The organism is Nostoc sp., assembly GCF_036917135.1.
Lineage (GTDB): Bacteria > Cyanobacteriota > Cyanobacteriia > Cyanobacteriales > Nostocaceae > Nostoc.
In genome coordinates, this window is sequence record NZ_JBALEA010000075.1 from 1 (window position 1) to 23,818 (window position 23,818).

Annotated in this window: 21 protein-coding genes and 1 pseudogene; 12 read left to right on the forward strand and 10 right to left on the reverse strand. The window is 41.4% G+C overall.

Going from position 1 to position 23,818, the window contains the following annotated elements:
- The 4 genes from V7K50_RS23480 to V7K50_RS23495 form a co-directional block, all read left to right on the forward strand.
- On the forward strand, positions 1 to 2,353 hold a 2,353-nt coding region (locus tag V7K50_RS23480), incomplete at its 5' end, for a CHAT domain-containing protein (protein ID WP_334964235.1).
- A 311-nt stretch (positions 2,354 to 2,664) separates the two neighbouring features.
- Positions 2,665 to 2,985 carry a hypothetical protein gene (locus V7K50_RS23485; protein WP_334964238.1) on the forward strand — a complete coding sequence of 107 codons (321 nt, stop codon included), beginning with the start codon at positions 2,665 to 2,667 and terminating at the stop codon, positions 2,983 to 2,985.
- 18 nt (positions 2,986 to 3,003) lie between these two features.
- Positions 3,004 to 4,413, forward strand: a complete 1,410-nt coding sequence (locus V7K50_RS23490) for a hypothetical protein (protein WP_334964240.1) — start codon at positions 3,004 to 3,006, stop codon at positions 4,411 to 4,413.
- 27 nt (positions 4,414 to 4,440) lie between these two features.
- On the forward strand, positions 4,441 to 5,205 hold the full coding sequence (locus V7K50_RS23495; protein WP_334964242.1) for an ABC transporter ATP-binding protein: 765 nt from the start codon (positions 4,441 to 4,443) through the stop codon (positions 5,203 to 5,205).
- 107 nt (positions 5,206 to 5,312) lie between these two features.
- On the opposite strand, the gene V7K50_RS23500 is transcribed toward V7K50_RS23495, so the two are convergent.
- A complete protein-coding gene (locus V7K50_RS23500) occupies positions 5,313 to 5,843 on the reverse strand; it encodes an orange carotenoid protein N-terminal domain-containing protein (RefSeq protein WP_334964244.1) in 531 nt (176 codons plus the stop codon).
- Positions 5,844 to 6,066: 223 nt separating this feature from the next.
- Between V7K50_RS23500 and V7K50_RS23505 the strand changes: the two genes are divergently transcribed.
- The gene (locus V7K50_RS23505) at positions 6,067 to 6,441 is read left to right on the forward strand and encodes a hypothetical protein (protein WP_334964246.1); all 375 of its coding nucleotides are present in this window, start codon (positions 6,067 to 6,069) and stop codon (positions 6,439 to 6,441) included.
- A gap of 108 nt (positions 6,442 to 6,549) precedes the next feature.
- Here V7K50_RS23505 and V7K50_RS23510 read toward each other — a convergent pair whose 3' ends face one another.
- Together V7K50_RS23510 and queG are read right to left on the reverse strand one after the other, a co-directional pair.
- Entirely contained in the window at positions 6,550 to 7,179 is a 630-nt protein-coding gene (locus V7K50_RS23510; RefSeq protein ID WP_334964248.1) for an HAD-IA family hydrolase, read from the reverse strand.
- Positions 7,154 to 8,151, reverse strand: a pseudogene (gene queG, locus V7K50_RS23515) (tRNA epoxyqueuosine(34) reductase QueG). Before queG ends, V7K50_RS23510 begins: the two are co-directional and overlap by 26 nt.
- Positions 8,152 to 8,407: 256 nt before the next feature.
- On the opposite strand from queG, the gene V7K50_RS23520 reads away from it, so the two are divergent.
- Entirely contained in the window at positions 8,408 to 8,839 is a 432-nt protein-coding gene (locus V7K50_RS23520; RefSeq protein ID WP_334964251.1) for a ketosteroid isomerase family protein, read from the forward strand.
- 407 nt (positions 8,840 to 9,246) lie between these two features.
- Here V7K50_RS23520 and V7K50_RS23525 read toward each other — a convergent pair whose 3' ends face one another.
- The 3 genes from V7K50_RS23525 to V7K50_RS23535 form a co-directional block, all read right to left on the reverse strand.
- Positions 9,247 to 9,672, reverse strand: coding sequence for an ATP-binding protein (locus tag V7K50_RS23525; RefSeq protein ID WP_334964253.1), 426 nt, complete (start codon positions 9,670 to 9,672; stop codon positions 9,247 to 9,249).
- 3 nt (positions 9,673 to 9,675) lie between these two features.
- Complete coding sequence (locus tag V7K50_RS23530) at positions 9,676 to 11,349, reverse strand: SpoIIE family protein phosphatase (protein WP_334964255.1); 1,674 nt, start codon at positions 11,347 to 11,349, stop codon at positions 9,676 to 9,678.
- Positions 11,350 to 11,513: 164 nt separating this feature from the next.
- Positions 11,514 to 12,233, reverse strand: coding sequence for a response regulator transcription factor (locus V7K50_RS23535; protein WP_334803853.1), 720 nt, complete (start codon positions 12,231 to 12,233; stop codon positions 11,514 to 11,516).
- 237 nt (positions 12,234 to 12,470) lie between these two features.
- Between V7K50_RS23535 and V7K50_RS23540 the strand changes: the two genes are divergently transcribed.
- From V7K50_RS23540 to ftsE, 3 genes are all read left to right on the forward strand, one after another.
- The gene (locus tag V7K50_RS23540) at positions 12,471 to 12,674 is read left to right on the forward strand and encodes a hypothetical protein (protein WP_334964257.1); all 204 of its coding nucleotides are present in this window, start codon (positions 12,471 to 12,473) and stop codon (positions 12,672 to 12,674) included.
- 3 nt (positions 12,675 to 12,677) lie between these two features.
- Positions 12,678 to 13,433, forward strand: a complete 756-nt coding sequence (locus tag V7K50_RS23545; protein WP_334964259.1) for a WecB/TagA/CpsF family glycosyltransferase — start codon at positions 12,678 to 12,680, stop codon at positions 13,431 to 13,433.
- A gap of 553 nt (positions 13,434 to 13,986) precedes the next feature.
- The gene (gene ftsE / locus V7K50_RS23550; protein ID WP_334964261.1) at positions 13,987 to 14,733 is read left to right on the forward strand and encodes a cell division ATP-binding protein FtsE; all 747 of its coding nucleotides are present in this window, start codon (positions 13,987 to 13,989) and stop codon (positions 14,731 to 14,733) included.
- A 60-nt stretch (positions 14,734 to 14,793) separates the two neighbouring features.
- Here the strand turns inward: ftsE and V7K50_RS23555 are convergent, their stop codons facing one another.
- Positions 14,794 to 15,567, reverse strand: coding sequence for an armadillo-type fold-containing protein (locus tag V7K50_RS23555; RefSeq protein WP_334964263.1), 774 nt, complete (start codon positions 15,565 to 15,567; stop codon positions 14,794 to 14,796).
- Positions 15,568 to 15,856: 289 nt separating this feature from the next.
- Here V7K50_RS23555 and V7K50_RS23560 point away from each other — a divergent pair, with 289 nt between their 5' ends.
- Complete coding sequence (locus V7K50_RS23560; RefSeq protein WP_334964265.1) at positions 15,857 to 16,753, forward strand: alpha/beta fold hydrolase; 897 nt, start codon at positions 15,857 to 15,859, stop codon at positions 16,751 to 16,753.
- 99 nt (positions 16,754 to 16,852) lie between these two features.
- On the opposite strand, the gene V7K50_RS23565 is transcribed toward V7K50_RS23560, so the two are convergent.
- Positions 16,853 to 17,386, reverse strand: a complete 534-nt coding sequence (locus tag V7K50_RS23565) for a DUF4330 domain-containing protein (protein ID WP_334964267.1) — start codon at positions 17,384 to 17,386, stop codon at positions 16,853 to 16,855.
- A 394-nt stretch (positions 17,387 to 17,780) separates the two neighbouring features.
- Between V7K50_RS23565 and V7K50_RS23570 the strand changes: the two genes are divergently transcribed.
- Positions 17,781 to 18,644, forward strand: a complete 864-nt coding sequence (locus V7K50_RS23570) for a M48 family metallopeptidase (RefSeq protein ID WP_334964269.1) — start codon at positions 17,781 to 17,783, stop codon at positions 18,642 to 18,644.
- 180 nt (positions 18,645 to 18,824) lie between these two features.
- Here the strand turns inward: V7K50_RS23570 and V7K50_RS23575 are convergent, their stop codons facing one another.
- A complete protein-coding gene (locus tag V7K50_RS23575) occupies positions 18,825 to 19,580 on the reverse strand; it encodes a metallophosphoesterase family protein (RefSeq protein ID WP_334964271.1) in 756 nt (251 codons plus the stop codon).
- A 591-nt stretch (positions 19,581 to 20,171) separates the two neighbouring features.
- On the opposite strand from V7K50_RS23575, the gene dcm reads away from it, so the two are divergent.
- Complete coding sequence (gene dcm / locus V7K50_RS23580; RefSeq protein WP_334964273.1) at positions 20,172 to 21,557, forward strand: DNA (cytosine-5-)-methyltransferase; 1,386 nt, start codon at positions 20,172 to 20,174, stop codon at positions 21,555 to 21,557.
- On the opposite strand, the gene V7K50_RS23585 is transcribed toward dcm, so the two are convergent.
- Complete coding sequence (locus V7K50_RS23585) at positions 21,503 to 23,758, reverse strand: EAL domain-containing protein (RefSeq protein ID WP_334964275.1); 2,256 nt, start codon at positions 23,756 to 23,758, stop codon at positions 21,503 to 21,505. The two genes, dcm and V7K50_RS23585, sit on opposite strands and share 55 nt — an antisense overlap.
- Between the last annotated feature and the right edge of the window lie 60 nt (positions 23,759 to 23,818).

Genomic DNA, 23,818 nt, shown 5'->3' on the forward strand with positions numbered 1-23,818 from the left:
AATGACGCAAAATAATCTGGGGAATGCTTACCGTAACAGAATATTAGGAGAACGAGCCGAGAATATTGAATTAGCGATCGCTGCTTATAATCAAGCACTGGAAGTATGTACCCGCAGCGCCTTTCCTGTAGATTGGGCAATGACGCAAAATAATCTGGGGATTGCTTACAAAGACAGAATATTAGGAGAACGAGCCGAGAATATTGAATTAGCGATCGCTGCTTATAATCAAGCACTCGAAGTTAGAACCCGCAGCGCCTTTCCTGTTGATTGGGCAGGTACGCAAAATAATCTGGGGAATGCTTATTATCAGAGAATATTAGAAGAACGAGCCGAGAATATTGAATTAGCGATCACTGCTTATAATCAAGCACTCGAAGTTTACACCCGCAGCGCCTTTCCTAAAAATTGGGTAATGACGCAAAATAATCTGGGGAATGCTTACCGTAACAGAATATTAGGAGAACGAGCCGAGAATATTGAATTAGCGATCGCTGCTTATAATCAAGTACTCGAAGTATGTACCCGCAGCGCCTTTCCTGAAAATTGGGCAATGACGCAAAATAATCTGGGGAATGCTTATTATCAGAGAATATTAGGAGAACGAGCCGAGAATATTGAATTAGCGATCGCAGCTTATAATCAAGCACTCGAAGTTAGAACCCGCAGCGCCTTTCCTCAAAACCATGCAGAAACTTTATTCAATCTTGGTCTTGTCTACCAAGACACAGAACAATTTGACTTAGCTTACAATACCTTTGCCTCTGCCATTGCTACAGTCAAATCATTGTGGGGAGAAATTGTTTCTGGCGATGAAGCAAAGCATAAACAAGCAGAAGAATGGAATAACCTTTATCAAAGCATGGTGCAAGTTTGCCTACAATTAAAAAGAGATACGGAAGCAATAGAATATATCGAGCAGAGCAAAACCCGCAACTTAGTAGAACTGCTAGCCAAAAATCAACAACTTGCCCAAATAGCTAAAGCACCAGTAGGCGGTGAAGCAAATCTCCCTTCAATTGATAGCAGCATCCACTTTGCACAAATTCAAAACCTTCTAGACAACAAAACTGCAATTATCCAGTGGTACATTTTTAATGATTGTTTTCGCGCTTTTATCATCACCAGCGACAACGATCAACCAGCAATCTGGCATTCTCACAAACAAGACTTAGACAACTTCAGAAATTGGACTAATGAATATCTCCAGCTTTACCGCGAAGATAAAAAACAATGGCGATATGAGCTTAATAATCAACTTACTCAACTAACGCAAATTCTCCACCTCAATGAAATAGTTTCGCTAGTCCCATCTCATTGCCAAAAACTGATTTTAATTCCCCATCTTTACCTGCACCTATTACCTCTCCATGCCGTACCCCTATCTGCTAGCGACTCCCCAACACCAGAGTATCTCATTGATAAATTTCCAGATGGTGTAAGTTATGCACCTAGTTGTCAACTTTTGCGTTTCGCTCAACTCAAAACGCAAAACTTAGACTCATCGCCTCAAACACCTACAAATCCTGCTCCCTCCTCCCTTGCGGGGAGGGTTGGGGTGGGGTTAAATTTACAACTGGGACACCTATTTGCTATTCAAAACCCCACAAACGACTTAGAATTTACAGATATCGAAGTCGAAACAATAGCAGCAGACTTTCAACCTCACCAAATCCTCAAACATAGCCAAGCCACCAAAGCAGCTTTAGCAGAATCATCAATCAATGATAATTTCCAAAATGCTCAATGGTTGCACTTTTCTTGTCATGGATATTTCGATTTCAACTCACCTCTGAAATCTGGGTTACAGTTAGCAGAGGCTCAAATTCCCGCTAATACTGCATCATCGCGCTATGTGCGAGTTGATAATGAAACATCCATTGATTTAAATCAATGCCTCACCCTAGAAGATATCTTTTTATTAAACTTACGCAACTGTCGTCTAGTCTGTCTTTCAGCTTGTGAAACAGGCTTAGTTGACATCAGCAAGAATAGCGATGAATATATTGGTTTAGCCAGTGGATTTATCCGTGCAGGTGCAGCCAACATTATTAGTAGTTTATGGGCAGTCAGCGACTTTCACACATCTTTATTAATGATTAAACTTTATGAGATACTAAAAACTAACCCAAATAATGTAGTGCTAGCTCTCAACACAGCCCAGCAATGGTTACGCCAAGCAACGCAAACACAAATAATGGAATGGATTGAAAGTAAAGCAGAGATAGAAGGAGAACAGAAGCAGAAAATTATAAATTATTTATCAAACTATAAGCCAGAGGAGCAACCATTTAAAAGACCAGAATTCTGGGCAGCTTTTTGTGCCATATCTCCTGTTTATAGCAATCTATAGGAGTGCGATTTGATTCCTGAAAAAATCTAAGTATCTGTAGGGTGCGTTAGGCTACGCCATAACGCACCTAAATCGTTAACTACGGTGTACACACAAGTCTTGGAAAGTTGCCCCATAGCCTTTTGATCCCCCCAACCCCCCTTAAAAAGGGGGGCAAAAAATTCTCAAAGTCCCCCTTTTTAAGGGGGATTTAGGGGGATCTTACGATGTTTTGCATAGTGTATAGAGATGTGTGTACACCGTAGCCCCAATACATACGGGGAGGGTGAGGGTAGGGTAAAATAACATTCAACCAACACAAAAATAAACTGATGGAAGCCGATAAACTCATCCAAGCATTTACCCAAGTTGTGAAAAATCAAGATTATGTGTTCTCACCCGAAGCCATAGTCACTATACCTGCACTGCAAGAAACTATTGCCGAATTTGAAACCCAACCGCCGCAGGAACTAGCAGAAGCAATTCGCAACTGGTATATCAATCACGAAGATGTCAGAGATGCTGTATTACTTGAAGAAAGAGAAATTGATAAAGTCAGTAAAACGAAGCCAGAAACTCAAGAAAACACCCAAGTAAATCGCTACCGAGTTTTGCACGATGAACTACAAAAGTTGCAAGATAGAAAGAAATAGCACCTCAACCAAACCAACATGAAAGTATATGCGCCTAACGTCCATCTGTTTGCCTTTCAACTTGACAAAAACTCAAATGAACCATCGGTTAATAAAAACTTTATCTGGAAAACTGGTGATGAAATAGTTCACACAACCTTACATCAAGACTTGCATCTGTGCCAACGTATAGACGTAAACAAGGAACCTGATAATCCCCGTGTAGATTTGCTCAAAGATGCAGAAGTTATTGATAATAATTATGCACTATCATTTGCAGGTAAAGTTCCCCTAAACCAAACTCAAGATGTACTAATTAAAGGTTTTGCTCATCCATTGCGGATTTATGACAGCTACAGTCTGTGGTTGAATTTGCGTCGTCCCGAACAAGAAGATGATCAGCCAACAGCAGATGTAGATATTACTTTTTTAAGTCGGTTCAATCAAAATAATTGTCTGACTTTCAAAGAACATCCTCTTTTTCTCGGAGAAACTCTACTGATTACTGCTTGGTTAACAGGCGCAAAGGACAAAAAAGTTGTCAAACAAATAGCCGAAGAATGTTTAACAGCAGTTTTTCCAGATAGCCAGAAACAATTGCCATTCAATCGCCAAGGCGAGTTATTTGGGAGTCCGATTTTTGAATATGGTTTATTTAGCCAAATATCTAAATATCACCATGTACTGATTTGGTTATTTGCAGATGAACAAGCTGATAATAAATTTAACCAATGCACTCAAGAATTATTAGATTTATTTTTCTTTCGTACCAAAGTTGTCAAAGCTTATAAAGACAGTAGAGAAATTTATAAACAACTAGATGCAGCTTATCTTCAAATAGAAGCAGAGCTTGATAAAGTACCCAAATTAGGTGATGAACAATCTATGTTTGCAGCAAATTTAACTGACTTAAAAAACCAGTTAAAAGCTTTACCCCAGTTAGCACTAAGATATACTCGTCTGCTACGAAACTTAGAAGATTATCAAAATACAATCGCCATTAATGCTTATAATTATGAGGAAAGATTACAAAAGATTCATGCTATAATATGTGAGAATATAAACTTTTTAGAAACATTTAGCGAAAAGAATTGCCCTTACTTCCAACAACAAATAAACGCGGACTTAGGTTATTTCCGTCATGGTTCGGAGTTATTGGGTAGAGCAATAGACTCAATTCGCGGCATAGTAGAAATAGAACAAGCCGAGCGCGATCGCTCCCTAGAAAACACAATTCAAATATTAGGTATAGGATTTGGCGGTGGTGCGATCGCCTCTGGTGTAGTCACAACACACATTGACAAAATCAACCAACCTCTAACCGCGATATCTCCCAACAACCCACCACATCCCTTTTACGCCTCTTTGCTTTTGAGTATTGTTGCTACATTGTTGTTTATCGCCTTGGGTTGGTGGTGGATAAATAAAGGACAAGGAAGAAAAAATTAATAACTAATAACTAATAACCAAATCCTTATGGCAAACACTATTTCAATAACCGATTCTCTAGTTCCTAATGCCGTACCTAAATCAACAATTATTCGTTTAGAAGATATCTTTAAAGTCTACGGCAGTGGCGAAACTGAAGTCAAAGCGCTCAACGACGTGAATTTGACTATCCACGAGGGCGAATATTGTTCAATTATGGGGCCTTCTGGTTCAGGTAAATCCACAGCCATGAATATTATCGGCTGTTTAGATCGCCCAACTGCGGGACATTATTATTTAGATAATGTTGATGTCGCACAAATGAATGACACAGACTTAGCCCACATCCGTAACAAAAAACTGGGGTTTGTCTTCCAACAATTCCATTTATTGCCCCAACTATCAGCATTAGAAAATGTGATGCTGCCAATGGTGTATGCTAGTGTCAATCCCAAAGAAAGAAGCGATCGCGCCACAGTTGCACTCACACGAGTCGGTTTAGCAAATCGCCTCAACAACAAACCAACTCAACTATCTGGTGGACAACAACAAAGAGTAGCGATCGCTCGGGCGATCGTCAATCGTCCTGTAGTACTCCTAGCTGATGAACCTACAGGCGCACTTGATTCGCACACAACCCAAGAAGTCTTAGATATTTTTGGCGAACTCAATGCCAGTGGAATCACCGTAGTCATGGTAACACATGAGCCAGAAGTTGCTCGTCAAACCCAGCGCATTGTTTGGTTTCGTGATGGTCAAGTAGTACACTCTAATCTGACTCCATCTGACTTGAGTCAGCTGGCTGTGTCATAAATTTAGTTAAAGTCCGCAAAGGCGGACTTCTCTGCGAGACGCTACGCGAACGTTTGTGTAGCCGCGACTTCTATTCGCCAGGGCTGATAAATGCGGTTTTGATCTAATTACAAACTCGGCGTTTTCCCTGTTTCAGCTTGCGTTGCGATCGGTTTGACATCGGTGTAACCAATCTCACCAGCTATTGTCCGAAACACTGAAATTTGCTCATCAAAATCTAGTCCTTCAATTTGAGAAACCAGATCATTAATTGCTTTACTGGGCTGGTAGCTAGCTGGTAAGTCAACCACTTTATTACCCATAGCTACTGCCCAAGCATACCAAACTAACAACTGATTGTTTTCTTTGATCGCCCCATAAGCACGAGAATATTCTGTGTCTTTGCGGTTCACAATATCCCGCATAATATCTAGTTGCTGCTCATCTGATAATTCAAAATAATCTCCTAGCAGAATTGGTGCTAATTCTGGTTCAGCCGCAGCTGGAGCGGCTGGCGTGACGGAATCACCCATTTTTTCATAAACAAAATAGAACCAAGCTAATTTTGCATCGGTATCTAAGGCGTTAAACGCGTCCACCAATTTTTGAGTTTCATTGCTCTGAGCTTGAGAAATAGTTTTGTCGTAACTTGCAGTCATTATTATTTGTCTCCAAAGTAATTTAACAGCCCAAACTAAGTGTTACCAGAGTTTCTGAATCAGATTCTACTATCAATAGAAAGAGTTAAATTAATTAGGAACTACAGCTTTAATCTACCTTTTAATAGAGGTGAAAGTCTCTCTCAAGGAAGCAAGAAATCAGCGAATTGCTTTGCTATGATTTCTCAAGTAAGCAATAAAAAATTTACCTAAGGTTTTAATTATGCCTGATGAAATAAAGCCCAATTTAAATGAAGCTCCCACCCATGATGCTCAATTAGCTGCCGAAAGCATAGCTAGTGGTGAGGAAAAAGCACCAAAGGTTGATTTTGATGCTGATTATGCAGCTGCACAGCAATTTAGCGTGAGTGAAGTTGATCGCACAGGTAAAGGTGCCGCCGCCGCCGAAGCAGCCACCGCACCTAAATACAAAACCTCTAAGCCAGAAGAGACAAAAACTCAAGCACAGTCAACTGGTAATCCTGATGATTATGTAGAGTTAGCAAAGGAAGTTGGGAATTCTAAAACTGAAGGTGTAACTAATGTCAGTGATGAACTAGTACAACAAGCTTTGGAAAAGGGTCAACCCCAAAAGTAACTTTTCACCAGCCACCAATAATCAATCGATGCTTCCAAGAACCCCGACTTCTTCAAGAAGTCGGGTTCTAAATCTTGCTTAAGCAACTGACTTCTGAATTCTGAATTCTTACTTCATCACTTCTAGCAGTTCACTAGGCCGTTCAATTAAATAATCTGGATTTTGTTTGGCTAGTGCTTCTGCTGAGTTAAAGCCCCAAGTCACTGCAATCACTTGGATATTTGCTTTCTTTGATGCTTCTATATCTCTGGTTTCATCTCCGACATAAATAACGTCTTGAGGTTGGAGTTGCTTCTGCCTCAAGACGTTATTGATGATCGTTGTTTTGCCAAAAATTGTAATTCCTGAATATATAAAATCAAATAGGTGATTTAAATCATTGATTGTAAGAAATTGTGTCACATTTTCTTTAGAATTAGAAGTGATAATGCCGAGTTTATATCCTTGCTTTTGTAGTTCTATTAATGCTTCTTTAATTCCCGGAATAGGCTTTAATTCGGGAATTTTGTTTTTTAATTCTCCTTTAACTTTTTTAACTAGAAAAGGTATCTTAAATAGAGAAACTCCAGAGTACTTAATGATTTCCCTAGATGTTAAGTTCTTAAGAAGGGCTAATTGCTCTGGACTTATGTGTCTATAACCAAAGTCTACAGCTAGACGATTAGCAATGCTGACAAGAGCATCTACTGTATCAGCAATAGTGCCATCAAAATCAAAAATAATTACTTTCGGGGTCATTCTTTGCCGGGATGCGTCAAGATTAGCTAGGGCGTTGCGTCGTAACATTTCTGGCTTAATCCGCCGCAAGGCAGATACTGGAAATCGTTTATCCCACTCCTGATCTGAGATTTGGGCTAATTCTAGCAGCTTGGGAGCAATATTTTCAGGATAAGGCCCAAACTCTGCAATATCAGTTGTCCTGGCAAAACGTTGGTTCCAAGGACAAACATCTTGGCAAATATCACAACCAGCAACCCAACCTTGCAAATGAGGTGTGATTGTCTCTGGCAATCGCTCTGCCCGATTTTCAATGGTATGATAAGCAATGCAACGATTAGCGTCTACGACAAAAGGCTGAGTAATTGCACCTGTAGGACAAGCCTGAAGACAACGAGTGCAAGTACCGCAGTGTTCTGTATGCGGGCGATCGCTCTCTAGTTCCAAATTAGTCAAAACTTCTCCCAAAAATACCCAAGAGCCATATTCCCGTGTAATCACATTACCATTCTTGGCAATCCAACCAATTCCGGCAAGTTGAGCCAACACTTTATCCGGTACTGGTCCAGTGTCTGCATAGTAAATGGCTCGAACGCCTGCATCAAGTGATTCTAGCCATGTGGCTAGCTGCTTGAGTTTTTTATGCATCACCTTGTGATAATCCCTTCCCCAGGCATAACGGGAGATTTTGGCGTATTCCTCGCCTTCTCCTGACGGAGACGCTACGCGAACAGGACGTTGATGTGGTGTGTAGTAATTCAGCACCACACACACTAGCGATCGCACTTCAGGCATCACTAAGCGGATATCCTGACGTTTTGGGTTAGTCATCCATTTCATATCGGCGTGATAACCCAGTTCAATCCATCCTTGTAACCTCTGCGCTTCTGTGGCATCTAACCTATCTACAGCAGCAATTCCAACTTTGTGAAAGCCCAACTCGATGGCTTTTTCTTTCACCAGACTGCTGTTTGTTACGGAATACTGATTCATTTTTTTATTTGGATTTTGCCTAAATAAAGGCGCTTTAATTGTACATTATGTAGTCAATATCTTTGATTAAGATTTGTTACTTAACCGACATATTTTATTGCAACACCAATGTAAAGACTTTGAAATGCAACGTCTTTACATCCATCGTCAGGAAGATTTACCAATATGTAGCAATCTATCTCAATAGAGGCTTTCTTCTTACCTATTTTTGTATTGAAATTAATATTTAGTTAGTATGCATGATACAGATAATTCTATGACCTCTGCTGAATTTGTGTCCCCAGCGCAATTTAAAGAAGAATTCCAGATTGAGGGAATTACAGAACCAAGTGTACTGCGTTATTTTCAAACCTTAAATGCAGGAGAATTTGAGGCAACTACTGCCCTATTTGCAGTAAATGGTGTGATGCGTCCACCATTTGAATCTGATATTGCGGGGAAAGATGCGATCGCAGCCTACTTAAAACAAGAAGGCCAAAACATTAAAGCTTACCCCAATGTAGGAATAACCGAGACTTTAGAAAACGGTGACATCCAAATCCAGGTAACAGGCAAAGCACAAACTTCGTGGTGTAGTGTGAATATCTTGTGGCTATTTATCCTCAACCAAGAACGGGAAATTTTATATACTAGAATCAAACTTTTAGCTTCCCCCAAAGAGTTGATTTCTTTACGTCGTGAAAAGTAAGTAGCTATATAGCAATCTGATTTGATTTCTGAAAATCACAAGACTCAGATCCCCGACTTCTCTAAGAAGTCGGGGATCTCGTTGTTCACGAGTGATTTAGGATGGCTATAGCAACCAACTTTGTGTTATGCCCTAGGTTAACGCACCCTGCGTGTATTTTAAAAATCAAATATAAGGAAGAATATTTAATACTTAATTTTGCCCAGAAAGGGCAAAGTTTTAAACAAATATTCACACGCTAGCGGACTCGCTACCGCTACGCTATCACCCAGTCATACAAAAATCATGGCTTCATTCTCACTCACTTCGACTACGCAGTTCGACTACGCTCACCGTAAACTCAGTGACCACCTGAGTTCGGAATTATTCTTCATGAATAACATGACTTGAAAAATAGTAACTGTTGTCTATTGGACTAATTCTGGTAAAGTAGCTTCTAACTTCAGACAGTTAGCACCATTAATCTGTAACTTGTAATCTACTTTATCCATGAGACGATTCATAATTAGCCAACCATAACCACCTTCTTGTTTTTCCATAGGGTTGGGAGCGTAGTAGTTAGACATATCAAAACCTTCGCCGTAGTCCCAAATTTCTAGGGCAAAATTCCGGTCTTTCACTTCCAAACGTAGTAAAATCGGTAAATTTGGTTTGTCCTTGTGGGCATGACGGACTGCATTTGAGTAGGCTTCCACTAAAGCCAGTCTCAAACGACTTGATTGCCGCGACCAATCCACAGATTCTCCTAACTGGATTTTCAAACATCCCAGCAACCAGTTTTCGACAATATTAAGAAAATTCAAGTCACTTGGTACATGAAGCTCACTTTTCACGACTTACAAAATCTCCAGCGAAAGTATAGTTTGATCGTCTTCTTGAACGTGGTTATCTGCCTGGATGCGAGCTAGTAAATGGTTGAGAGAAAGCGGTTGTTCTTCTTGTTGTAACAGTTGCCAAAGACCATCTTGGTTCAGCATAGAACGGTTAACTGCCTCAGCACTAGACCCGTTTTTTAGTGTTAAATCAGAATCATTTGATATCGTTGCTTCTGTAATACCATCACTGGCTAGTAACAATGTGTCTCCACTAGCGAGAACCAAACGACCAGACTGTGCCTGCCACTTAGGTAAGATCCCCAAAGGAACGCTACGAACTTTGAGGTAATTGGGATTGTCGGCTAAAGCGTCTTGGCGTGACCATAGCAGTGGATAGATATGACCGGCATTAGTGTAGACGAGTTCTTTTGTGGTAGGGGTATAACAAGCTAACACAAGAGTAATGAAATAATTGTTGCTAATTAAATCTTCACTGAGAGCGTGGTTGAGGTTTTGCATGACCACATTCGGTTCGGCTGGCGCTTCTTGAGATAATTCCCGGCGCAAAACGGAAATAATACTAGCCATAAATAAAGCAGCTGGAACGCCCTTGCCAGAAACATCACCCACTGCCAACCACAAATCGCCTTTAGGATGGACAAAAACCTCAAAAAAATCGCCTCCTACTTCTCGTGCAGGATAGCAGCAGGCTTGCACCTTCACACCTTTGATATCAGGTAAAGTTTGGCGTAGCAGATTGTATTGAATTTGGCGAGCCACCTCCAACTCATTGTGAATCTGCTGTTGTTTTTCTTGGAGGCGCTGGTAGAGTTTTGCTTGGGAGAGGGCTAAAGCTGCTTGTTCAGCAACACCTGCAATCAGTTGAATATCTTCATCTTCCCAAGGGCGATCGCGTCCCCATTGGTTCAGCGCTAGCACTGCCAACAGATGTTGCTGATAGCTAAGTGGTACAACCAGTTGGTGACGAGGATTACCGTTATATACATCTTCAGCAAGTTGATAATGACGGGTTTCCAGCACTTTTTCAATTAAAACACTGGGGTCGAAGAAGCAATCTGATACAGAGGATTCAGGATCGTGGTAAAAAAACTGGTCTTGTAGAAGGCGATCGCCTTCTACTGGTCTGAGCAAGCAACTGGTAGCTTCAAATGTTTCTCCAATAGTTGCCACAATCTTTTGCAGCATACTGTCGTAGTCTAAAGATTCCCGAATTGCCGTTGTTACCGCATTAACCAAAGATTCTCGCCGTAGGGATCGACGCAACTCTTGGGTACGCTTCTTAACTAGGCGATATGTATCAGTGGCTTGCTCAACTAACCCTCTCAGGCGTTCAGGATTCCAGGGTTTGGTAATGTACTTGAATACCTGACCGGAGTTAATCGCATCCACCAAATCTTCGACATCAGTAAAACCAGTTAACAAAATCCGAATCGTATCAGGAAAGCGTTCTACGATGCGACTAAAAAATTCGGTGCCATTCATTTCTGGCATTCTTTGGTCAGAAATAATCACCGCCATTTCGCCAAATTTATCCAAAATTTCCAGAGCAGCAAAGGCATGATTGGCTTTATATACTTGGAAATCTCGCCTAAAAGTGCGGTAGAGTAAGTCTAAGTTATCTGGCTCATCATCTACCACCATGAGCTTAAGTTTGTCCACCCCAATTTCAGCCATATTTGACTTTAGTTTTCACATATTTGAATGGCGAGATAACATGATGTTTATCCCACCTGATAAGTAACAAAAAACCAGAGAAGCCATTCACTTTGAAAATATAACTTTCTCAAAGTTGTAAGTTTCCCTTGATCATCCTCAATTGATGTACACAAAAATTAACTTTATCCAACCAACCCAGAACGCAAGGCGCGGACTGCGGCTTGGGTACGGTCATCGGCACATAGCTTATTCAAAATATTGCGAACGTGAGTTTTAACAGTTCCAACAGTGATATAAAGTCTTTCCGCTATTACTGCATTACTACAACCTTCGACGATCAACTGTAACACTTCTAACTCCCTTTCTGTCAGTGTGTAAGGCTGAATTCCTTCCAGATTCTCAAGAAAATCAGAGTTAGGGGCAATAGTCTTGAAATCGGCTTTTGTCGATTCCAACTTTTGGGGGTTTTGTTGCGCTTGTTGTAATACAATCCGAGCGATCGCCGGATCGATCCAGGCGTTGCCATTGTAAGTTACTCGCACTGCTTCCAGCAAATTATCAAATTTGATATCCTTCATGCAGTAAGAGTCTGCGCCCGCCGCAAAAGCTGCCAACACCGCTTCTTTGTTATCCCGCAGGGTCAAAATTAACACCTTTGTCAGTAGCTGCTGCCCATTAGTAATAGATTTTACCTCCCGTGTTAACTCAATGCCATCCTTATCTGGTAAACCAATATCTACAATGGCAATATCTGGTCGTAGCATTTTTAACATTTTTAGCCCCTCAGCAGCATTGGCAGCTTCACCTACAACTTCAATTTCATCCTTTTGCTGTAGTGCTGTCCGAATACCCACACGAGTTAGGTCATGATCTTCAATCAGAGCGATACGAATTTTACTCATAGCCAACTTCAGCCCGTTACACTACCTTAACCATAAAGTCGAGTTTCGTGACACACTCCTACACTAACTGCAAGCAGTATAGTGCTGGCTTTTGTTCCCGGAACCAGAGTTGCGAGTTGAGCGTTTTATACTGAGTTAATATTACACCTTAACAATAAAAGTTGGACTGGTTCAGCCCAAGTACAAGCGCCCAAGACTAATTAGTTTAAATTTCGTCCATTTTGAAACAGATGAGTAGTGGGGGCATCTTTGCCCGCTATTATCAGCAGGGAGCAAGATGCTCCCACTACTTTTAAAAACTATGGTTCTCAAAATAGATGTGGTTTAGTTTCTATTGTTGTAGGGCAATGGGGAATCTATACCTACCTAAGTTCTAATATAAAAAAATTTGATAAGCTTAACATTCAAGGAAAATCTGGTGTGAAGATTACTCAAGAATAGGCTATGTCTAACGGCAATCAAGCGTTTTCAGTATTGGGAATACCAGTGCATGTGATGGCTAACTATCCAGGCTGGTTGTTAGAATGCCTGCACTCAGGCAAAGGAACTCATGTAGTAACGCTCAATGCAGAAATGACTATGCAAGCAGAGCGAAATCAATCATTAGCTCAAGTCATTAAAAATGCAGAGCTAGTGATTCCAGATGGAGCCGGGGTTGTTCTGTATTTGCGGTGGCTATTATGGCAAAAAGTGCAGCGTTTTCCGGGGATTGAATTAGCAGAAAAACTTTTGCAAGAACTTGGGCAACAGAAGACAGGGGCAAAGATATTTTTTTATGGAGCAGCGCCTGGTGTGTCCGCAAAAGTTGCAGATTTTTGGCATCAGCAAATTCCAGATTTGAGTATAGTAGGCACTCACTCAGGCTACCATTCCCCAGAAGAGGAAGCACAATTGCGACAAACTCTTGTTCAATTGCAGCCACAAGTGATTTTTGTCGGCTTGGGAGTGCCACGTCAAGAGTTATGGATTGCCGAAAATCGCCATTTGTGTCCCAAAGCTATTTGGATTGGTGTTGGTGGCAGTTTTGATATTTGGTCGGGAACTAAAACTCGCGCTCCCGCCTGCTTAGGAAATAATAATTTGGAATGGTTGTATCGCCTTTATCAAGAACCTTGGCGTTGGCGGCGAATGTTGGCTTTGCCACAGTTTGCTGTGAAAGCCTTTGTTTATCGTTTGACAGCCAGGGGTGCAATTAGTTAAGGGATTTCCAAGGAATAAATTATCCCAACAAACGAACCACAGAGACAAGGCAGCGCGGTCTTGGGGGTTTCCCCCATGAGCGACTGCCGCGCAGAGAACACAGAGAGAGGAGAGATTAAGAGGGTTTTTGCGTCAGTTTTGGAATATTTTTTTATTTGGAAGTCCCTAAGAGGTTGTTTGAAAAGTAGTTGGCTGTATCTTTGCACTCATTAGATCCCCCCTAACCCCCCTTAAAAACAGGGGGGAACCGGAGTCAAAGTCCCCCTTTTTAAGGGGAGCCACTGCGGTCTTGGGGTCTCCCCAAGTAGAGCAAGTGGCGTGGATTTAGGGGGATCTAAACGTTTTTTTACCGAGAAGAGGACTTTTCAAACATCCTCTAAGAGTGGGGAGTGGGGAGTGTTATTACTTAGTTGGGATTATGGTCTTCAAAAAGTTTTAAATTTTCTTTGTTGAATTTAAATTCTCAGGGGAAACCTGGGAATCCTTATTTTGAGAGGAATGTCACATCTAAGCCACCAAAGTGCTTGGTTGTGGGTATGAGGAAAATTTAACAATGGCAGTATTAACAACTCAAGTTAAGACAGAAAAATCCGTTTATAGAGACGACTGTGAAACTCAACAGCGCGGTAGCAATACTACTGCCAAGGTGCAATTGCAATCTGTAACCAAGACTTATGCTAACGGCACTCACGCCTTGTTGAGTGCGAACCTGGAGGTAAAAAAGGGAGAATTTTTGTTTATCACGGGGCCAAGTGGTTCTGGTAAATCAACGCTGTTGAAACTGCTGTATGGCCAGGAGTTGCCTACACAGGGAGATGTAATTGTTGATGAATGTAATGTAGCGGGTTTACGGGGCGATCGCTTGTCATTATTGCGGCGACGGATTGGCATTGTGTTTCAAGACTACAAATTGATTACCCAACGAACAGTGGCAGAAAATGTGACTTTTGTGTTGCAAGCTCAAGGGTATACCCGTAAAGAAATTCAACGGCGCTTAGAACCAACCTTGAAACTGGTAGGTTTGCTGAATAAAGCTGACTGTTTTCCAGATCAACTGTCTGGGGGAGAGCAACAACGGGTGAGTATTGCCCGTGCGATCGTTGGTACACCACCACTGCTGTTGGCAGATGAACCTACTGGAAATCTCGATCCAGATAATTCCTGGCAAGTGATCCAGATTCTCCAGAAGTTAAATTCCTTTGGGGCTACGGTAATTGTTACTACCCATGATGAACAATTGGTGCGGCGGTGCAATCATCCAGTAGTGCAAGTTCGCAATGGAAAGCTGTCTCGAAAATAAGTATTGGGCATTAATTAGCACTCATCATTTAACCAATGACAAATGACCAATGACAAATGACTAATAAACATGATGCTTGAGTTTTGCTGATACGGGTTTGAAAATTGTTGCTGTTTTGGGGGGTAGAACTTGTAGGCGATCGCAAGCTTGTAAACTTTTAAAAGCTGCCTCTCGAACTACAACTTCTTCCTCTCGACTGAGTAGGAGTTGCAAGCATTCGACAACATCTTGCTGCACTGAAAAACCAACTTGCTTACGGCTGATTAATTTATTTAGTTGACGTAGGGCAATCAACCGCTTCAATGGATCTTTTTCTGTTAAATTTACCAATAACTGATCAAGATGGTCTTCTTCTCGATTTTCATAGAAGTTAACAATTTGCCATCCCAATAAAATTAAAGTTAACAGGGTTCCCACAGCTTGCACAATAGCACCAGCAGCAATCCAGTGACTATGAGAGTCAACCCAAATTGCTGCCGCCATGTAAGTGCTGACAGTAGCAAGACCACCACTGACGACTGCCAAAGCTAACCGACGATTTGAACTGTTTAAGAAATTACTTATTTTAGACCAGCGCAATTGCCAGTCCCACTCCTGCATTGAGTAAACCAATACCATTACCCCAATGCCGATTAAGAGAGCCAATAGCAGTTTCCAGTTCCACAACAACATAGCAACAACGATTGTCAAGAACCCAAGAAAGCCCCCAGGTCCAGAGAAGCGCTTAAATGTTTGCTGCTTTATGGCTCCCTTTGTCTTGAATTTTGTCAGCAACCAGTTCCAGTTGGGGATCTGGTTGATTAATTGCTGCCAAGAAGACGAAGCCTGTGCCACAGTGTTTACCTACTTGATTACGAAATTAACTATTGTATAAGTTTTACTATGGATGAAGAAAGGATTAAGGCTCAAACTACAAGATCCCTAGTTTTATGCACGGATAGTAGACTAGTACAGCACGGCGCAAATAAAGATACCATTTTAAACCGCTCAGAGCAAGGGCATGTTGTACGTAAGTCCTAATTAAAGAGAAAAACGAAAGTTATCAAGTACTGTCTCGGTGTCACGGTGTCCAGGTCTCTTTTTTAACTTATGTCAACTATCACTACAGTCAAAAAAAATACTTATGTTTCAACCACTAGGATTTGAACAACGCTCCATAAATACCTCACTAGGTAGAATGGTATATTATACTGCCAATGGTTCACCTTGGCAGGAAAATGTGACTGGCAAAGATGATCGGGAAACTTTGGTGTTTCTGCACGGCTTTGGTGGTGGATCTTCTGCTTATGAGTGGTCAAAAGTTTATCCAGCTTTTGCGGCTGAATATCGGGTCATTGCGCCCGATTTGATCGGTTGGGGTCGGTCTGAGCATCCACCACGGAGTTATAAGATTGAAGATTATTTGACAACGATTGGGGAGTTTATCGAGCAGACTTGTACTCGGCCAGTAGTAGCGATCGCTTCTTCTTTGACCGCAGCATTTACAATTCGGGTAGCATCAGATCATCCTGATTTATTCAAGTCTTTAATTCTGACTACCCCCGCCGGAATTTCCGACTTTGGCGAAGACTATTCTCGGAGCTTTTTTGCCCAGATAGTTAGCGTTCCCGTTGTTGACCGTTTACTTTATAGCACTGGAATTGCGACAAGTGGGGGTATTCGCAGCTTCTTAGAGCAACGGCAATTTGCTCAAGGCAATCGAGTGTACGAAGAAATTGTAGAAGCTTATCTACAATCCGCCCAACAGCCTAATGCTGAGTATGCAGCATTGTCTTTTGTACGTGGCGATTTGTGCTTTGATTTATCTCTTTATATTCAACAACTAACAACTCCCACTGCGATTATTTGGGGACAAAAATCGGAATTTACGGGGCCATCAATTGGTCGCCGCCTTGCCGAAATGAATCCCCAAGCGATCCGATTTTTTCAACAGTTGGAAAATGTCGGGTTAACACCGCAGTTGGAATTACCAGCAGTGACAATTGGCTTAATTCGCAAATTTTTACCTTTGCTTAATTAACATAAAAAACTGCCTTTGTGGTTTCTGAGAAACAAGATCCCCGACTTCCTTAAGAAGTCGGGGATCTGCGCGTTGCTATTATCAACAAAAGTGAGAATACTATTTGTCTTTCAATCTGATATCAATGACAGTTGCATTAAAGTTGTAGTTAAAGCCTTCTAACTCAAATGGCATCCCAATTTTCACCTTACTATTACCCAGAACTGGCCCACTTTCAGTGACTTGGGCTTTGCCATCTAAAGTCAAAATCAAATCTGTACTATAATTGTTGGTTTTTGGATCTGGTAGTTCTTTAACAGTACCATCAGGTTGGGGAATATTTATTGTTCTGGGTAGCTGTTGAACAGATTTAATTTCAATTTCTCCATAGGGCTGATTGCGGATGATGACATTAGTTTTCCCGCCTTTTTTTAAACCGTTATCGATTAATTTTTGCGGGTCACGTACATTCAAACCACGAACTACTAAGTCTACTTCTATAGGTACTGTTTTTGCACCGACTTGGGCAACTGAGCCAGAAGTGCCAGGAAAGAAAAAGATGCCAAATATAACTAAGAGAATTACGAGGGCAGCACCTAAATCTAGGAGGTTTATTTTGCCGAACAAGCGACCTTTTGAATCTAAAATAGCCATAAAAAGTTTTCCAAGGTAATAGCGAAGTAATTGATTGTAGCAAGAAGGTTTTGAATGGAAACGGCAATTTTCCCTATTTGCTAATAGCTCAAAGCATCTAGGGGTTGCAGTTATGCGACAGTTTATCACGAGTTCGTAATTTCCGAGGAGTGGCAGCTAACCTTCAAGTTTTGAGTTGTTAAAACTGAACGTACCTAGAAAGTAAAATCTAGTGTTTAAGCCTATCTCTAGAGGCAATCCCTAGTCCCCGGCAGTTAGGTAGATTTGCGTCAGAATTATCTGTATAACAACTCCTTTGGTCTGGAGTTAAGAATGCAACTTAGAATACTCTAAATCCGTCTCACAATTTATCTCATTATTTTATGTTCTCCTGAAATAATCTTCAGAGTATATTATGTTCAACTGGAAAGGTTTTGTGACAAATTACCGTGTGTGGCGGCGTGGCTGGTTTTATCCCCTCATTTCAGTGGTAGTCGCCCTGAGTGTCTGCCTAAGTACACCCTTGCCTGGAAGAGCTTTAGACTTCTTACCTCTTCTACTCCAAGGAGTTCAGGCATTTCAGCTTTCTAATATATCCCCTAATCAAGAAGTTGATCTTGGTAAGCAGATTAATCAGGAATTAGTGGGTAGTCAAGTCCGGCTTTACCACAATCCCGAAGTTAATCGTTATGTAGAGCAAGTTGGTAGGCGTTTAGCAGCGAATAGCGATCGCCCCGATCTCCCCTATACTTTCCAGATAGTTCAGGATGACTCTATTAACGCCTTTGCTACCTTGGGCGGCTATGTATATGTCCACACGGGTTTGCTCAAAACCGCAGACAATGAAGCGGAATTGGCAAGTGTACTTGCCCATGAAATTGGTCACATTGGCGGGAAACACGTAGTCAAACAGATGCAGCAAAAAGCCCTCGAAAGTGGTCTATTAACAGCAGCTGGCTTAGATCGAAATTCAGCAGTACAAATTGGTGTACAGTTAGCACGAGACTTGCCACGCAGTCGGAAAAATGAATTTGAGGCTGATCAAAGAGGACTACGAACCTTGACACGTACTGGTTATGCCCAGTCTGCAATGGTTTCTTTTATGCAAAAGCTGCTGAAAAAGGGTGGTTCTGCGCCGACATTTTTGAGTACGCACCCCGGAACCAGCGATCGCATTGATGCCCTAAGAAGTGCAATTAACTCTCAACCTAGTAATGGAAAATATGGCTTGGATAAAGCTAGTTATAAAGCCAATGTTCGAGCATTAGCGAGGTCTTGACAATATGGGGCATTGGCCACTTCTACTGAGCGACTTGTGCCGAGCGAAGCCGAGGTAAGCCGTTGGCGTAGCCTCTCGTAGAGAAGTATTGGGCATTGGGAAAGAGGAGGCAGAAGGCAGAAGTTCTTTAATTTTGAATTTTGAATTTTGAATTGATTTCTCCCCACTCCCCACTCCTCCTCAATTCCTATTCCGGCGATCAACTTTGATTTTGGCTGGATCAATGGTAATTACAATCTCTTCTAAAGGCAGGGTACGGATATGGTTTTTAAAGATGTTAACTTGATAAACCAATTGATTTGTAACATCCAGTCCAGTCAACCAGCCACTCCGGGGATGATAAGCGCCAGTATCTATGTCTAGCCATCCCTGTCCTTGTGCCAGTTTCCCAGGAGAAACACCCGGCAAGGTAAAGGTAATGGTATGACCGATGATAATTTGCTTATCTGGGAAGTAGGGTTTTTCAATGCTGTGAAATTCTTCTCGTATCCAGCACAGTTCATCGGCAGTTTGTTCTGTCACCGACATCGAAGGGTCAACACCAGCATGAGTTAACCAAATATCCCCCAAGTCAAGGTATGTAGGCAAAGTTTTTAACCAATCCAGATGGTCGTCAGGAATTGGAGCCTCTTGGTAACTGGCTACGGTCGCTTCTCCGCCACTATATAGCCATGCTTGCATGGTGGAGGAGGAAGTCTTTTCATTGGTCAGAATGCTTAATAACATCTGCTCATGATTTCCCAGCAAACATGGGTAGTTATTTCGCTTGACAAAATTAACTACTTGTGCGCTATGGGGACCGCGATCGATTAAGTCTCCCAGAAAATAGACTTGATCTTCTGATGTGGGGGCGATCGCCTCCAGCAATGTCATTAAACCTTCATAGTGTCCATGCACATCCCCAATTACAATTCGTCTGGGGCTAATTTCGCTCATTGTCTCTTAGCTGCAATAGTTTTGGCTAATACTTCTGCTACAGTTTAAGCTGTTTGCATTCCGCAATGAAAGGTAAAAATACTGAATAACTTTTATTTTAATTTAATTATTCTCCCATTAATAAAAATATCTTATGATGATTCTGTGGTAAAATGCATGGTTTTTAGCGCTCAAAAAGAAAATCAGCAAATTTCATCCACGTTGTTAACTTAGAATTTAAGCTATTGCTCACTTTCAATCTCACCATGTCTAAAGATTTCTCTTAAGTAGCTAGGCGTAAATAAATTAAAGTTTGTAGTAAGGACTTTAGTCCTAATGATCCTTGTTTTGAGCGATGAATCGCTCACTACGAACTAAGAGGATGTTTTAAAAGTGTTTTAGGGTGATTTTAGGCACTTAATGATCCCCCCGAGCAAGCCTTAAAAAAGGGGGAAGAATCAAAGTCCCCCTTTTGAAGGGGAGCCACTCTTGTTGCACGTGGCATGGATTTAGGGGGATCTAGAAGGTTTTGCTACCGACAAGAGGACTTTTAAAACATCCTCTAAGATTTTATTTGATGTTTAATTATGCCTACTTACTGATTGCACGCACTTGAAAATTACTTTTATATCTATGCATAAAATTCGGTTTGTAGATTTATTTTCAGGAATAGGGGGAATTAGATTAGCCTTTGAACAAGCGGCTAATTCTTTAAATATAGAAAGTGAATGCGTTTTAAGCAGTGAAATTAATACAGATGCTCAATTAGTTTATGAAAAAAACTTTGGTCAAAAAGCTTTAGGTGACATCCGATTAATTGATCAACTACCAGAACATGAATTTTTATTAGCTGGATTTCCTTGTCAATCTTTTTCTCATGCTGGCAAAAAAGAAGGGTTTGTCGATACACGAGGTACGCTATTTTTTGAAATAACAAGATTACTTGATACCTATAAACCGCAAGCTTTTATTTTTGAGAACGTTCGAGGGCTTTATAGTCACGATCAAGGGCGAACCTTAGCAACAATTAAGCATGAAATTCAAAAAAGAGGTTATAGTTTTCATGCTTTTTTACTCAACAGCGCAAACTTTGGCTTACCGCAAAATCGTGTCCGCATTTATCTGGTAGGAATTTTAGATGCTTCTCCCACTTTTGAATTGATTTCTGATGTGGGGCCAAAAGATTCGCATTCATATAACCCTCAGCAGTTATCTTTGTTTTACCCACCAAAAAAAATTGTGGCTGTCGCGGATATTTTGGAAGATAATCCAGATGAAAAGTATGATTGTTCACCAAAGTTTGTCAATGCGTTGAAACGAATATTTAATAATGATTTAAATCGTTTACATGGGATCAGGCTGATTGATTACCGAGGTGGAAACTCTATTCATTCCTGGGATTTAGGATTGCGTGGTGAGTGTAGTGCTGAGGAAATTGAACTGATGAACCGTTTCATATTAAAGAGACGGAATAATAAGTTTGGGCAAGAACAAGATGGTAAATTATTAACTCAGGAGCAAATCGCTAGCTTTTTTGAACATCCCAATTTAGGGGAAATTTTAAATTCACTAGTTACAAAAAAGTATCTAAACCTTATTAATGATAAATACAAACCTCTATCGGGTAACTTTTCATTTGAAGTTTATAAATTTGTAGATCCAAATAAGATTTCGGTAACGTTGGTTGCTAGTGATGCCAATAGATTGGGAGTTTATCACAATCAGAGAGTGCGGCGACTAACTCCGCGAGAAGCTGCAAGATTGCAAGGTTTTCCTGACAGCTTTATACTTCATCCTCATGATGATAAGGCTTATTATCAACTGGGAAATTCTGTGAGTATTAATGTAGTCAAAGCTGTGGCTCAGGAAGTGATTATAAAAACCTTCTATTCTTCTCCAGAAAGAATAGATAAATCTCAGCTTACACTTGCTCAATCTTTAAATTATGTTCCTGACCCCAATGGGCGAGGTAGTGCAATGCCATTTCCCTGTGCGTAATCAATTCCTAATGCTCTAATTCGCTCTAAAATCGCGTCATTCTCTACAAACTCAGCAATCGTCTTAATACCCATCACACTGCTAATGTGCGTCATTGCTGTCACGATCGCATTATCCACAGGATTATCGATAATGTTACGAATAAAGCTCCCGTCAATTTTGAGGTAATCCACAGGCAGAGACTTGAGATAGGCAAAGGACGACATCCCCACCCCAAAATCGTCTAACGCGAAGCTACAGCCCATCCGTTGAAGTGACTCAATGAACTGCTTGGCTTTGCTCAAGTTGGCGATCGCCACAGTTTCGGTAATCTCAAAGCAAATGCAGTAGGGTGAGATAGAGTATAGGCTAAACTGCTCATACAGAAAGTGAATGAACTGATCGTCGTTGATGCTAGAGCCAGAAAGGTTAATTGCATACATGATTTGTTTATCGCCAGCAACCTTTGTCCAATTCCTGAACAGAGTCCGAATTACCCAGCGATCGACCAGGTGCATCAAGTCGTAGCGTTCTGCTGCTGGAATAAACCTCATCGGCAACACTAAATTTCCCTGTTCATCCCGGAGCCGCAGCAGTACTTCATAATGGTCACCGTTTTCAGCCGCCGGGGTGATAGCAGCAATGGGTTGAACATAGAGACAAAACCAATCACTTTCCAAGGCTTGAGAAATGCGGCTAGCCCACTGCATCTCCCCGCGCTGTTGCATTCGATCCTGGTCGTCAGTCTGAGCAACGTACACGCGATTGCGCCCCTGGTTTTTTGCGGTATAGCAAGCTGCGTCAGCCCTGCTGAGAATTTCTGCAATGCTCTCGCTATTCGCGTCGATACTGACTAAGCCGATACTTGCTCCAATTGAAAATACCTGCTCTTGCCAAACAAACCGGAAGTCTTGAACACACGAAAGCAGCTCATGGGCAACTAGTAAAGCTTGCTCCAGTGTACACTGATTGAGCAATAGGCCAAATTCATCGCCCCCTAACCGTGCCAGTGTGTCAGTTTTCCGAATTTTATCCTGCAATATGACAGTAATTTGACGCAATAATTTGTCTCCAGCCACATGACCACAGGTATCATTTACAATTTTGAAGTGATCGAGATCCAAATAGCACAATGCATGAACCTCGTAGTCTAATTTGGTAAAACGTAATGCTTGTTCAATCCGCTGCTCAAACTCCTGGCGATTCACCAATCCGGTTAAGGCATCATGGCTTGCCTGCCAGAATAGCTGACGTGAAAACTCGCGGTTCTGAGTCACGTCACGAAACACCATAACCCCGCCAATAACTTTTCCCTCACGATTGCGAATGGGGGAGGCTGAATCTTGAATCGCAATTTCTTGATTATTCTGATTAATTAAAACGGTATGGTTTGCTAGACTCACAGTTCGATTTTCCTGTAACGCTTGCTCAATTGGGTTATTAACTTTCTCCCCTGTCATTTCATGCACAATTTCAAAGAGTTCTCCTAACTGCAACCCTTTTGCAGATACTTCACTACATCCAAGCAGAAATTGTGCAATGGGATTGAGATATTCAATTTTGCCCAAGGCATCTGTGGTCAGAACTGCATCTCCGATGGATTGCAATGTCACCTCAGCTAATTCTTTTTCTTGAAAAAGTGTTTCTTCGATTTGCTTGAAGTCTGTGATATCGTATCCCACCGATTGAAATTCCAGAAAGCATCCTTGCTCGTCAAATATCATTCGGTTAAGCCACTTAGTCCAACACACCCGATCTCCCTGAAGAACGCGATTTTCAATGATGACAACAGGATTATCAGCACTAATTAAAGCTACAAATTCAGCAACTCGCTGCCGATCTGCCTCCAAGATAATGGGTTGATCGGGGCTACTGATGATTTCCTCTGGCGATCGCCCAAAATAAAGCGCAAAAGCTTGGTTGAAAAACGTGAGTGTGCCGTCTGGTAAATATCGGGCAATCACTTCAGTCTGATCTTCTACAATGGCACGGTAGCGAATCTCGCTTTGTGCGATCGCAATTTCTGCTTGCTTGAGTAAGCGAAGCTCCTCGTATACATCGCTGATTTTCCGCTCTAGTTCTTGATTGACTACCAACAGTCGTGCAGAACTGGGGAAAGTAAGTGCCTTTGGTATCAACTCTCTCAACGCAATATTTGTGTATAGCGATCCGAAAGCCGTGATGGCCTTGATGCAACTACTTAGCCAATGTTTATAAGCCAATATGTATACCTGTATTTTTGCAGTAGCTAAAAAAAACTGTGAGCGGTTACGACTAAGAGG